The sequence below is a fragment of the Aliiglaciecola sp. 3_MG-2023 genome (assembly GCF_030548205.1).
Taxonomy (GTDB): domain Bacteria; phylum Pseudomonadota; class Gammaproteobacteria; order Enterobacterales; family Alteromonadaceae; genus Aliiglaciecola.
On record NZ_JAUORV010000001.1, the window covers coordinates 389,211 to 402,747 of the forward strand.

At 40.8% G+C, this 13,537-nt stretch carries 9 protein-coding genes; 4 read left to right on the forward strand and 5 right to left on the reverse strand.

The window, feature by feature from the left end; genetic code table 11:
• Positions 1 to 51: 51 nt before the first annotated feature.
• The 4 genes from Q4574_RS01830 to Q4574_RS01845 all read right to left on the reverse strand — a co-directional run bounded on the left by Q4574_RS01830 (position 52) and on the right by Q4574_RS01845 (position 6,072).
• Positions 52 to 2,628, reverse strand: coding sequence for a TonB-dependent receptor (locus tag Q4574_RS01830; protein WP_303470782.1), 2,577 nt, complete (start codon positions 2,626 to 2,628; stop codon positions 52 to 54).
• Positions 2,621 to 4,495, reverse strand: coding sequence for a sigma 54-interacting transcriptional regulator (locus Q4574_RS01835; protein WP_303470783.1), 1,875 nt, complete (start codon positions 4,493 to 4,495; stop codon positions 2,621 to 2,623). Before Q4574_RS01835 ends, Q4574_RS01830 begins: the two co-directional genes overlap by 8 nt.
• Positions 4,496 to 4,669: 174 nt before the next feature.
• Positions 4,670 to 5,071 carry a glyoxalase gene (locus tag Q4574_RS01840; RefSeq protein WP_303470785.1) on the reverse strand — a complete coding sequence of 134 codons (402 nt, stop codon included), beginning with the start codon at positions 5,069 to 5,071 and terminating at the stop codon, positions 4,670 to 4,672.
• Between the two features lie 107 nt (positions 5,072 to 5,178).
• Positions 5,179 to 6,072, reverse strand: a complete 894-nt coding sequence (locus Q4574_RS01845; RefSeq protein ID WP_303470787.1) for a LytTR family DNA-binding domain-containing protein — start codon at positions 6,070 to 6,072, stop codon at positions 5,179 to 5,181.
• Positions 6,073 to 6,860: 788 nt separating this feature from the next.
• Between Q4574_RS01845 and Q4574_RS01850 the strand changes: the two genes are divergently transcribed.
• A complete protein-coding gene (locus Q4574_RS01850) occupies positions 6,861 to 9,362 on the forward strand; it encodes a TonB-dependent receptor (protein ID WP_303470789.1) in 2,502 nt (833 codons plus the stop codon).
• A 56-nt stretch (positions 9,363 to 9,418) separates the two neighbouring features.
• Positions 9,419 to 10,810, forward strand: a complete 1,392-nt coding sequence (locus Q4574_RS01855) for a Xaa-Pro peptidase family protein (protein ID WP_303470791.1) — start codon at positions 9,419 to 9,421, stop codon at positions 10,808 to 10,810.
• Between the two features lie 72 nt (positions 10,811 to 10,882).
• Here Q4574_RS01855 and Q4574_RS01860 read toward each other — a convergent pair whose 3' ends face one another.
• Positions 10,883 to 11,671: a hypothetical protein gene (locus Q4574_RS01860; RefSeq protein WP_303470794.1), complete on the reverse strand. Its 789-nt coding sequence runs from the start codon at positions 11,669 to 11,671 to the stop codon at positions 10,883 to 10,885.
• A gap of 163 nt (positions 11,672 to 11,834) precedes the next feature.
• On the opposite strand from Q4574_RS01860, the gene Q4574_RS01865 reads away from it, so the two are divergent.
• Both Q4574_RS01865 and Q4574_RS01870 read left to right on the forward strand, forming a co-directional pair.
• The gene (locus Q4574_RS01865) at positions 11,835 to 12,293 is read left to right on the forward strand and encodes a phage tail protein (RefSeq protein WP_303470797.1); all 459 of its coding nucleotides are present in this window, start codon (positions 11,835 to 11,837) and stop codon (positions 12,291 to 12,293) included.
• A gap of 133 nt (positions 12,294 to 12,426) precedes the next feature.
• Positions 12,427 to 13,533 (forward strand): c-type cytochrome, encoded by a 1,107-nt coding sequence (locus Q4574_RS01870; protein WP_303470845.1) that lies wholly within the window; start codon positions 12,427 to 12,429, stop codon positions 13,531 to 13,533.
• Positions 13,534 to 13,537: the final 4 nt, after the last annotated feature.

The window sequence follows — 13,537 nt, forward strand, 5'->3', positions numbered from 1 at the left end:
GTAAACGGGTTATGGCATTAGGTGTGCCATAACCTGTCACTAGAAGTGTGCTTAAAAGTTATAAGCGAATTCAACGCCGTACTCTGCAAGGGCTGAGGGGTGTATAAAAGACCCACCAAATTCAGGCGCAGGAATGACTTCTTGTAAATATTCTTCGTCTGTGATGTTTTTGCCATAAATGGCCAATGTCCAGTTTTCAGCTTCAAGGGCAATACGCGCATTAATAGTGAAAAAGGAATCACGTTTAGCATTATCAAAATTTTGCGAATGCGGGCCCGGTGGAACACCGCCTCCTAAGGTTCCAAAGTAATCCCAAATGGTTGGGGTTTCTTCACCTTGCAAGGTATGGAAGTAGGTCTCTCCGGTATATTGATAATCCAACCGTGTGGTCACCCAAAAGTCCTCATTTACTGGCTGCTCGTAACTAAAGCCTAAGGTATAAGTAGTATCAGGAGACTGCGGTGCTTTATTGCCAACGGTAATAGGACGACTGCGATTTTCTTTAATTTCTGAATCAAGAAGACCCAAGCCCGCAAAGACTTTAAAGCTCTCGGTAACATCGGCTGTGACATCAAGTTCGAAGCCTTGGATTTCGAGTTCATCAATGGTGCTTACCGCACGTAATAAACCGAAAGGCCCGGCAAAGAATTCGAAAAATTGGTTATCCTCGACTTTGGTTTTGAATACCGCTGCATTCAACTTAACCTTGTTGTCTAAGAATTTAGATTTGATCCCTAACTCAATATTCGTCGTCACTTCTTTATCGTATTCATCGCTTACCAATAGTTGAGCATCTACTGCATCACCAGGATTGCCCGTACCCGAACTGTTAAACCAATAATCTAAGGTTGCTTGCGTACCCAAAGAGTTAAAACCACCACTTCTAAAACCGACACCATAGCTGGCATAGGAATTAACATTGTCGGATAACTCGTAACTTAAGGTGACTTTGGGTTGAAATTGAGCAAACGAGCGGCTGCGATCCGGAATACCGTCTGGATTGTCTACCAGACCTGGGTTAATAGGACCCACTTCGCCATCCACAATGGTATTAATATTTAGGCCTGAAGCACTGACATTAGGTACGTTGTTGGAAACGGTTCTATCTTCATAGTCGTAACGAAGGGCAACGGATAATTCCAGTTTTTCTGAAACATCGTATTCAATTTGACCAAATGCGGATAACACTGAGGTGTCGTAAGTATCATCAAACAACAGATCCGTGGGATTAGGTCCTGTAGGCGGCACATAAGCTTGTTGTAAAAAGCCTTGTCCTTGATCAGCACCATAGGCCACCACGACATCACGCTCGATTTCAGCGAAGTACACACCGGCGATCCAACGTAGATCAGCCGTATCGTTATCTGATGTAATTCTTAGTTCACCACTAAAATCAGATTGGCTGCGTTCTTGATATTGATATCCATCACAAGAAGTCGGTGTGTAAGGACCGTATACACCAGTGAATTCCACTCCCGGCGGAAAAATACCGAAAGGCGCAAAAAACTCGCCAAATAAATCCGTTCGGTCTGCGCCTCCTAATGCTGTGGGTGTATTATTCAAGGTTTCACGGTCAGTTTGACACTGTGGCGTTAACTCATAACCATAGAAGGATGCACTGGTACCGTCAGATAACAATGTTTCTTCCAAATCGTTGTAAGACAACACGCCAGTCACATCATAACCTTCTAAATCCCAATCTGCTTTTACTGAGAGTTCAGTGCTGTCTTGTTTATTTTCACCGGGGACATTAAATGCGAACACAAAATCATGCTCATTCACATCGGCGTTATAAGCAGGTTGATTAAAGTCTTCTACAAACGAAGGCAAGGCAAACACCGCATTAAAGTTAATTGCACCACCTTTGACACTTGACACACCCGCCCGCATATCCAGCGTCAGATCTTCAGTGGCATCCCACATTAGCCGGCCCTTGAGGGTGGTATCTTCTAGAAAATCCACTGAGTCTTCGCCAGTGAAATCATTTTGATAATGGCCATCTATAGTATTGTAACTTGCCGTTAAACGCCCTCTGAGAGTCTCACTTAAGCCACCGCTAATGATCCCATTAATACGTTTGGCACCAGCATTTCCCACCGCGACTTTGACACTGCCTTCTAGCTCGTCGCTGGGTAAAGTAGTGGTCACTAGAATTGCGCCAGCTACAGCGTTACGTCCGTACAGCGCTCCTTGCGGACCTTTAAGAATTTCGATTTGGGCAATATCCAACAACTCACCGTTGAAACCATTAGGATTGGTCATCAACACCCCATCAACCACATAAGCGAAGGTTGATTCAGCGTCTCGGGTTGACACTATGCCGCGAATATTAACCTGTGTGTCACCTACGTTAGCGGTGTCGACAATATTCACGTTAGGTACCAGGGAAATAAAGTCACCTGGGCGTTCAATACCAGCCGTTTCAATATCTCTGGCCGACAATGCACTTACCGCAATAGGGACTTGTTGCAGGCTTTCTGGACGCTTACGAGAGATACTAATTAATTCAATTGACTCTTCCTCGGCTTGTGCTTCTTGGGCAAGGGCAGCGCCGGCAAAGGTAGTTGAACTCGTTAACAAAGATATCGCGATAGCATTTCCCAATTTATTTCGGGTAAATCTAAGCATGGTGTTTTCCCTCTTGGTTGTTGTTATTATTGCGTTTTAATCTGCGCCACAAAGTGGTTTGGCTAATACCTAAATACTGTGCTACCAACTCTTTATTGCCGTTAAACTTTGTCATCGCTTGATTCAGCAACTCCTGTTCATTCTTGGCAATGGCGCCAGTTTGTTCTACTGCTTTGGTTTCAAATAACTCAGGAGCTAAGTCGGTCAATAACTGGGAGATTCTTTTACTCGAAACGTCTTGAAAGGCAGAGCAATAAACCAGTAAACGTTCCACAATATTTTCCAGCTCTCTAATATTTCCGGGCCAATCATAAGCTTTGAAAACCGGGGTTAATTGTTGGGTTAAACGTTGAATTACGTCATCCCCTAAACTGCCGAAATTAAGGGCGGTTAATTTGTTCTGGGTGATATTTTCAATATCTTCTCGACGCTCTTTTAAAGAGGGAACGTTAATGCTTAAAACATTCAGCCGGTAATACAAATCATCTCTGAATAGACCTTGTTTTACCTGAGTGGCCAATGGACGATTAGTGGCTGCAATCACCTTCAGATTTACTTTAAATTCTTTATGAGAGCCGATAGGTCGATAGGTTTTTTCTTGGATAACGCGGAGCAATTTTGCTTGTTGCGGTAGGGTCAACTCGCCTACTTCATCTAAGAACAACACGCCATTTTCTGCTTCGTATAATAGGCCGTGTTTGCCTCCGCGCTTTGAACCAGTAAATGCACCTTCCACGTAACCAAACAACTCCCCTTCAAATAACTCACTGGGCATAGCCGCACAGTTAATGGCCACAAACCGGCCTTCAGCAAACTGACTTTTTTGATGAATACGTTTGGCTATCATTTCTTTGCCCGTACCCGACTCGCCAATGATCAATACATGACTTGGTGAGTTCGCGTACAAATCTGTACGTTCAATCAAGTCTGTCATCAATTTGGATTTGTAAATTAGTGGTTGGTCTATGGTGGGCGCTTTCTTGGATGGAAATATTTGCGGTGTTTGCGCATAAAATTGGTACACATCAAACTGACTGTTAATCATCATGATGGTGTCTTTATGGAACCACCAGTCGGTCTCATTTAACCGACACTTGCCATCAGACACATCGGCAAACTGACTACTGTGTAACAAATCCAAAATTTCTTGTTTGTTATTCGAGTCAATGACAAATTCTGTTTTTGCCGCCCTATTCGAAGTTAGAACATCAGTATAGTTGTCGACCACTAGAATTGGCGTTTTAGAGTCTTCATCTAGCCATTTATGAATGGCTTTTGTGTGAATTGAATCCCGCTGTTTGCGACCTAAAACAACGGCTTCTTTCAACACTGTTCGACATGACTCTTTAGAATAAATTAGAAAGGATTTGATGTTGTCCTGAAACGCTAAACCGCACACCAGACTGGCCCCAACCACCACATTACTCGATGACAAATGAGCCAACTGATACATTTGCTTTGCATCTTCGGCAGTTTCGTATTGATGAAAAGTAATATTTACTGAAGAGCTCTGATTCAATAGTTTAACTAAACTACTGTAATCATCGTAGGTAATAAGGTGGATATCTTGACTCACCTTAGACGCTTTTAATATGGCGCTAACAATATCTGATTCTGTCACAGGAATAGACATAACAGGTACATCTAAAGTGGTTTTTAAGTACGCCGAATTACTGCCTGCACTTATGACTAGGTCTGGTTTGAAAATGTGAATGTGGGTATTGGCTTCATGAATTGTGCCAATGATTGCATCCACCACCTTACATTCGGCGTGGTCTTCAAATTCTTCTAATACACTACTAACCAATTGGCTAAACTCTTTGTGACCAAAGATTAGAATGCGAATTTTTTGGCTTTGCTTGATCAATTTGTTGCAACCTGAAATTAAAAATTGTTAGCAAATTAACATAGCACGGTTCATGCCAAAAACAATGAAATTTAAAAACACTTAAATTTCAACTATTTAGATCAATTTAAAATTTCAGTTTCACGACAACCATTTCAAAATGAAATAATAAACTCCAATTTGAAATAAAATCATTCATTTTGAAATTTTGTTTTTTGATACCTCAGTCAATTGTAAAATAGCGCCAAATTGCTCATAAGGAGTGAGATCACAAATTGCCCAGTCTTGTAAACCCGTTCTTTTATCTGGGTTATACAGTTCAAGTTTTTGCAAAGTTTCATCAATGGATTCAGTAGCAAAAGAAAGCAAAAAAATCCCTTCACCTTTTTTCTGCAAAATCTCTGCAACCACTCCCTCTTTACTTACAGGTTGTACTAAAACCAAAAAACTCTCACCGATACTAAAGCGCGCGGTTTTAACCAGTCGTTGAGGCAACGCTTCAATTACAGGTGATTGAGATAGCAAAGATTGGAAGTAGCTAACGGATTCATCTAAATTTGCCACTACAAAATTGATATGGTGAATATGAGTGAGCAATTGTCCCTCCTTACTAACAATTCGAAAAGGATTGCGAACTGATAATGTGGATCCTGCTTGAGTTAAAGGAAAAGTATGATTCTAAAACAATTTTTCGTTTATCTAAGCTATGCAAAACTTAATGAGCCAAGTTGTCTTTTTATTGCTTGTCTGAAAGAACGGCTCACTGGAATATCACGATCGTTTAATAGCTTAATGGATGCACTATGCCCTTGTTCTGAATATCCTACTGCCGCCTCTTCACTTACCCAGTAGGAACGATGGGTTTGAAAACCATTCTGACCTTGCATTTCAGCAATAGCATCTTTGAAACGAATGTAAATAAGCTCTTCTCTGTTTTGGAGTATTACTCGGGTGTAATGATCTTCAGCAATCAGTGCTAAAATATCACCAGGCTTAGACAAACGGTTGTGCAAACGAGGGCTTCGACTTTGTTTGAAATCGGAATGTTCGTCACTTAACTCAGTAGACAAGAGCCAGCTACGAAAACGTTGTACTTTTTTGCTGTCAGCAGAGTAGTTAAATCGACTCACTCCCAGCACAAATAGATAAAAATAATTAACAGATACCCATATACCAATACCCAGTGTCCAATTACTGATTGTCACAACGATATCTGTATAGCGCGAGGTACTCTTTAAAACTTGTCCTTCTTGAACATAGCCATCTACCAGAATATCTCTAACAATACTAACGGGTACCCAAAGCACAATTCCAAGGGCAAAGCCTGCTATTAGAATGGCAATAAAAGGGGCTTTAAACGGCTTTAAAACCAATGCAACTAACTTGCTACCAATGGCCAAAAACTGCCAAGACAATAGTGTGGAAATCAACCAATAAACTAAGTGACCTTCAATACCTACTAAGGGTTCAGTGCCTGATTGTGAGAGTGCAAAAAACATCCCAAGGGCTAGTGGCACACCGAGATAAAAAGAAAGTACGGTTCTATCTCGTAAAGCTAAGGAAAAGGATTGCCAAGCTCGTTTTAATATAATTATCACTGAGTTCCCCTATTCTAGTGAGGCAAATTGCATCGTATTGGCAATTGCAGTCACTTATTTAACACCAATCTAAAGGGTAAAACACGCTTAAATTTCGCGGAACGCGAATAGCATTCGCGAAATAAAGTATGTTCCTGAGGCTTGTTAATCAAGCAGAGGGTTACAAACGATTTCCTTATAAAACAACACAGATTTCTGTAATTCCATGACTTGTATAGCTGTCTATCTACTGTTAAACCTAAATACCCACCTTTTTATTTGGCCATTTAATTTTAGGTGTTATTTTTCTAGCAAATTCTACTAGTAATGAATGTAAGACAGTTTGCAGGCTTCGTGCCAGAAGTAAAAAAATAAAATTCCTATATAAAACAAACAAATGCAATAACTAGCTTTGTTAATCTCCACTAAATTTTTTCATATTGAACAATTTAATTTCACTTTGAATTTAAATAATCGGTTCATTTTTCCCATATATACACTAAGTCTATTAACTGAAAATAAATTTAATCGACCTATTTTAGCTATCACAAGCGGGCAGAAAGTGGTGACTATTGCAATCCTCTTATCACCCACTTACAATGATATATTGTTATATTTAAAATACTTAAATGGTAATTATTCGCGCCAAGATATTAAAATTTGACTGTCAACTCACGAAGCGCCAATGGTATTCACGAAAAAACCAGTCCTTTTACGAAAACTTAGTAGACCTGATCTTTTGGTATCCACATATTAGGTGTTCCAACATAACTGCCTAACACAACAATAAGAACATCAAGGGATAAACCATGAATAAAAAACTATTGAGTGTCTTAGTTTTGATGAATATGAGCGGGACAAGCGTATCAGATAATAACTTTTTTTCTGCTGCGTATGCCCAAGACAAAACTGATGCAAACGAAAATGCAGATATAGAACGGATTGACGTTGTATCTTCTCGAAAACGCGATGAGTGGATCCTCGACGTACCATTAGCAGTTCAATCTTTTTCTGCAGAAGATATTGAAAAAGCCGGTATTGGTAACTTAGAAGATTTAACCTTGTTTGCACCAGGGTTAGATTTCAAAGATCAAGGCGGAAACTTTGCTGGACGATTATTACCGGCAATACGCTTTCGAGGCCTTACCTCAGAAAGTTCGTTACCATCAAACCAAGTTGGTTCATTGTTTGTAGACGGTGTTTATGTACTTGGTGGCGCACAATCCATAGGCTTTGAAGATATTGAGCGAGTGGAAGTTATTCGTGGTCCGCAATCAGCTCACTTTGGCCGCTCAACATTTGGTGGTGCAATAAACTATATTACAAAAGATCCGTCAGGCGAGTTTGGCGGCAAGTTTAATGCTGCCTATAGTCCAAACTTCGGTAGTAGTAATATATCATTTTCAGTACACGGTTCGATAATTGAAGATGTATTGGCCGCAAGCCTAACAGGTTCAGGATTTAAAAACGGTTCTGCTTACACCGCAAATGATGGCGGTACGTTAGGGGAACAAACCACTAACGCCGCGCATTTATCTCTTCTATATACTCCCACCGAAGATTTAAAAGTTAAATTTCGTGCCTCCTATGTTGAAGATGAAGATACCGCCCCCGCCGCGACAGCTATTCAATTTAGTGAATTTAGCAACTGTGAAGCCGGCACGCCTGTAACTGTTCTAAACGGAGACGGTGTTGCCACTGAAACTACTTTAGGTGGAAACTTGTGGTGTGGTGCTTTACCTGAGATTTCTGACGGTGTAGTTGTTTCTCGTAACACCACCTTTCCGATATTCGAAGATGGTGGCGCTTTTTTACCAGAGGTAGACGTTCGAGACTTAATGGTAGGGAATAGTCGTGGTGTACAAGACATCGAAGATGCCCCTTACCTAGACCATTTTGGACTACGTCGCCAAATGACAAGACTTGCGGCAAGCTTCGAATATGTCATTAATGACGAATTTGATCTAGATGGTAATATTTCTTATAACGATCAAGATTTAATGGGTATTCGAGACGGTGACAATTCTGACGGAGAATCAGTGTATGTTGGTACACCATCATTCTTTGAAGACTTTTCAAGTGAAATACGCTTAAGTTACGATGCTGGCGGCAAGATTAGAGCCTTGTTGGGTGTTAATTATTATAAACAAGAAATCCACGCCGCTTTTTCAAATGGTGTAGAAGCAACCAATTCAATTCTGTTCGATACTGCAGCAACGCCATTTGAGGTACGAATAGTTGGTGCACAAAACTCAACTCCTAACGATGATGAAATAAAGACCCTAGGTATTTTTGGTTCGTTGGATTACTACTTTACAGAAAACTTAGGTTTAACCCTTGAAGGACGTTGGCAGAACGATGAAGTCACTCGCTTCGGTGGCACATTTGGCGAACCAATAGCAACCGGAAAACTAGAATCTAAAGAATTCCTGCCTCGCGCAATTTTAAAGTGGAATCCTACGGATACTATGATGACCTATGCAAGTTATTCAAAAGGTACTTTACCGGGTCAATTCAACAGTTCATTTGTAGCCTTAGATCCTGAAGATAAAGCCATAGTGCAAGCTGAAAATCCTGGTTTACAAGACGAGGTACCACCTGAATATCTAGATAGTTACGAAATTGGGGTCAAACAAGCGTTAATGGATGGCAAACTAAGCTATTCAACCGCTCTGTATTCGATGACCTGGGAAAACATGAAATCAAGTATCTCATTTTTGCCTCCTGGCGCTACTGGCTTTCAAAGTGGATTTGTATCTGGCGAATCAAAAATTAAAGGGGTGGAGTTTGAAGGTGGCTATGTAGTCAGCAACAACCTAGATATCTCGCTAACAGCGAACTATACCGATGCTAAGTATGAAGACTATTCACTAACCGGCCTTACACCTTTATTTAATTTAACCACAGCAGATGGATTTAAAGTGGATGGTAATACCCTTCCTCGCTTTCCAAAATGGAGTGGTAGCCTATCTGGTACTTATACCAATACTTTAGAGTTAGCAACAGACTGGGATTGGTATACACGTGTAGATATTTTATATAACGGTAAAACTTATACTGATTCTTATAACCTAACCTGGGTTGACGCATATCAAAAAGTAAACCTAAAAGTTGGTTTCACACGTGATGATCTTTCAATTGAGCTATATGCCGATAATTTACTCGACGAAGATGGTTGGGTAACAGGTGCAGGTTTAGCATTCTTCGGTGAAGTACCGGTTAAAATTTCCACTTTAAACACCCTACGAGCTGTACACGTTTCAGCTATGCAGCCTAGAGAACTCGGCGTTAGGTTATCACTAGCGTTTTAAACATTAACTTTGAATGAGGCTAAACAATGTTCAAAAACTCTAAATCAGAGAGTAAAATGAAGTTAAATAGACGTGAGTTTATGGCCGGTGTCGGTATGGCTACCGCCCTACCATTAGTTGGATGTGCTGCTAGCTCTGCTAGCAGCGCGGACAGCGCACAAAGCAGTTCATTTACTGATGACTTTATTGTTGCTCCACCGCTATCAGGCCCTCGCATCAATATGAGCAAAGCCTATGAAGTGATGGATCTGCTTAAGATTGATGCACTTGTACTTGGGCAAGGAGTCAACTTTTATTATTCAACAGGTCATTGGCCAATTACATTAACAATGGGACATGGCCCGAATTCATTTTCGATTATTACTCGCCAACAGAATATCCCAAATGGTTTAGTATTGCCTTCGTTTACATACTACTACCAATTGGCTGATGTCATTGCACCTAATGATTTCGCCACTTATATGTATAGTGGTCACAGAGGACTAAGTGACGAAGCTAATTCTGCTGAGCAAACACCTTCTTTAATGATATTTAACGATATGCATCTGACGAGCTTAGATAAAATTGAAGCTAATAGAGCCGATAGAACTCGACAGACGGCAAATAAATATGGTGCATACGTTGGTGCAAAAGCGGCCATCAGTAAAGCGTTAAGTGACCTTGGATTGAGTAATGCTAGAGTTGCAACCGATAATAGTATGGCCCAGCAGTTGATTAATTCTGCACTACCAAATGTTGATGTTGTAGATGCAGATGATGCGTTACGCCGTATTCGCCCTTATAAATCGGATATTGAAATTGAATTGATGCGTCGCGCAGCCCCCGCTAACGCAGAGGCAGCCATTGCAGCCGTTAAGTCAATTCGCTCTGGCGCGACTTATCGTGATTTAAGACGTATTTATTATGCGGAAGCAGCTAAACGCGGCAACACTGGTGTTTTTATGGTGGTGGATCGAATCAGTGCAGATATGTTTGATGCACCGTTTCGTGATGGACAGTCGTTTTTAATCGATGCAGTGAGTCATGCTGATGGTTACCATGGCGATTATGGCCGAACTGTATTTATTGGCGAACCGGAAAAAGAGCTGGCGAAAATCACTCAAACGATTGGTAAAGTGTGGGATGAAGTCCGTCATGCAATGAAACCTGGGATGAAGTTTTCGGATATCACAAAACTAGGTCAATCAACCCTCAAAAAAATGGGCGGAAATTATGCTGTGTCGTTTTCTCCTCACAGCGTAGGTCTTTATCACACTGATCATGTTGGGAAAAATCCTGATTTTCAACGTGAAGATTTAGTGTTGGAAAAAGGCATGATTTTAAGTGTCGATTGTCCATTACTAGAATCAGGGATTGGCGGATCAGCACATTTAGAAGATCTAACGCTGATTACTGCCGATGGGAGTGAAGCGATCAATGATGTAGGCGATCAAACCATCATTATTTGATCTATTTCACTACTCTAAATCTGCTATTCTAAATGCCTCTTTTGAGGCATTTTTTTTGAGCGTTAACTTGGCTTATTGATTGGCTTTCTTGATAGCTTTGGCTCGAGCGTATTTGTTAAACAATACTCTTTGTTCATCCATACTTTCACCTAATTTCAGTTTCACATGACTACTCGAGTGCTGATGATAGTAAACATACTCCATGACAGCGACTAGCCCTCGATAACTTTCAAATATGAGGGGCATTTTTTCTTTTTCTTCTTCATCACTTGAATCGTTTTCACTTACGCCAAACCAAAAGCGCTGCACAATATTTAATCCATTATACCAATCCCAAGTGAGCTTTTTTCTTGCTTTGTCTGAAAAAGTAAAAAACGTCGCTATATCACCGTCTAAAATCACAGGAATATAAGTGAAATTGGTCAAACCGCTTTGGCTCGAAGAGCAAGACTCGAGTAAATTGACTATATATAAGTTGCTTACGCTTGTATTACTGATTTTAATAAAATAGTTTTCTTCTTTGCCAGAGCTCTGATTGCTGTTGTCAGATGGAGAATAGACAATTTGGTAGCAATCAATTTGTTTCGCAATCGTTAGCGGCGCATCAAAGATCGTTACTCCATCATTCTTCACAATCTCTATGGCTGTTGCACTATCAATATATCGACTATTATTATCGGAGAATTCACTCAGCGCATTTTTAGCTGAAGCGATTAAATAAGCTTTCTTATAATCCCCAAGCAACATTAACTCGTCACCTTTGTCGACAAGTTGCTCAGTGGTGGTAACGGTGTAAGGTGACGCACAAGCGCCTATTAATACGCAAGTCAGTACCGCGAATATTTGTGCTGATTTCCACATCTCTTTATCCCTATGACGGATGGTTTATAGTTTTTATTGTACGTTCATTGTCGCTTATCATTAAAGATTGAGTCAAACAGTAACGTAAAAGAAAAAGTTACACTGCACTGAAATAAACAATCGTTGGGGATAAACTGTAAAAATAATTTAAGGAGAACGGACAATGGCTGATGACGGAAGCGCACAATCACAGATAGTTTGGCCAATTTCCAAGTTTTACTTTCAAGTAAAATGGGGGGCTGAAATCATGTTATTTCAAGAAATATCAGGCCTCGATGGTGAAGCACAGGTAATTGAATTTAGCGCTGGTGACAGTAAAACATTTTCTACTGAAAAAATGCCAGGGATGCAAAAGTTTGGCAATATCACCTTGAAAAAAGGTGTATTCATGTCGGATACCAGGTTTGGGGATTGGTTTAGTCAAATTAAAATGGATACGATTAAACGCCTTCCCGTTACCATAAGTTTGTTAGACGAAACAGGCACTCCGACTATGGTTTGGACATTGGCAAATGCATGGCCAAGTAAAATCACTGGCACCGAATTAGAATCGGACAACGATGAAATCGCAATCGAATCAATGGAAATTTCTCATCAAGGTTTATCCATTACTAGTGGTTAAATCTTGAGTTTTATTTTAACGTTCCCTTCCTTTAACTGGGTTCCAGAATAAGCGACATTTGTTTGCTAAAACTACAGTAAAAGTGTTTAATAATTTTCCTATCTCATACACAGGGACGTTATCAGTGAAAACAATGAATGGAATATTATGGTTGCTACTTTTCAGTATCGGCGGCTCTTCAACCGCTTTCGCTGAACGTGTTTATGAAAAACAAAACCCTCCCCGTGAACTTACAGCCGAACAAGCAACAGTTGCAGCGAGTAATTACCAAAAGTATTGTTCTTTGTGCCATGGCGATGATCGCGAAGGCCATAAAAACGATCATGCGCCTTCTCTGCGCAGCAAAAGCCTATTTGAATCCGGTGTTCCTCACTCAATATTACGCCCTATGTCTTATGGTCGCCATGGCACTGCTATGGGTGGCTATTTAGATGAAGTAGGTGGCCCTATGACCTTGGATGAAACCTGGGATTTAACCTATTGGTTGTTTTGGCAGTCAGGGGCACAACGAGTCAAGCTAAGTGAAGAGCCCGTTTATGGTGATATTGCAAAAGGTGAAGCCTTGTATCAACAAAACTGCACCACTTGTCATGGTGAGAATGGTGAAGGAGTGACTGCGCCTGCGCTTTTTAATCCGTCATTTTTAGCCCATAACAAAGACGAATTTATCCGTTATGCCATTGAGAAAGGTCGTGAGGATACGCCTATGCAAGGGTTTTCTGACAGATTATCAGAAACAGATATTGATAATGTCACGGCGTTTATACGTAGTAAAGCCAGTGAAGCCGAAATTAACAAAGTGCCCCTAAAGGCTATTCCGACACCCGACCAATATGTGATTAACCCAGATGGTGAAGATCCTCGTTTGCAACTAGATCAAGGAAAGTATGTCTCCTCAAAAGACTTACATGCTGCCATGCTGGCGAAAAAACGCATGGTGCTGATTGATACGCGAGTCACATCTGTGTGGCAACGGGCTCATTTAGCCGGCTCAGTGCCCTTTCCATACTATACCGACGTGCAAGAACGGGTTGGTGACATGCCAAAGGATGTATTAATTGTGGGCTATTGCTCTTGCCCTCGCGCGGCGGCAGAACACGTTATGGATCAATTTAACCAAGCCGGCTACAACAACACGGCGGTATTGTACGAAGGTATATTCGGTTGGATGAATTTAGGTTATCCGGTAGTACGAGCAGAAGGTTTAGAAAAGCCTGAAGAAATATCAGCAAGTCATTAACGTC

Bases quoted from the DNA above. Each gene is read 5' to 3' on its own strand.
- Q4574_RS01850 (WP_303470789.1), top strand. From the start codon at position 6,861: ATGAATAAAAAACTATTGAGTGTCTTAGTTTTGATGAATATGAGCGGG.
- Q4574_RS01830 (WP_303470782.1), bottom strand. From the start codon at position 2,628: ATGCTTAGATTTACCCGAAATAAATTGGGAAATGCTATCGCGATATCT.
- Q4574_RS01860 (WP_303470794.1), bottom strand. From the start codon at position 11,671: ATGTGGAAATCAGCACAAATATTCGCGGTACTGACTTGCGTATTAATA.
- Q4574_RS01855 (WP_303470791.1), top strand. From the start codon at position 9,419: ATGAAGTTAAATAGACGTGAGTTTATGGCCGGTGTCGGTATGGCTACC.
- Q4574_RS01870 (WP_303470845.1), top strand. From the start codon at position 12,427: ATGAATGGAATATTATGGTTGCTACTTTTCAGTATCGGCGGCTCTTCA.
- Q4574_RS01865 (WP_303470797.1), top strand. From the start codon at position 11,835: ATGGCTGATGACGGAAGCGCACAATCACAGATAGTTTGGCCAATTTCC.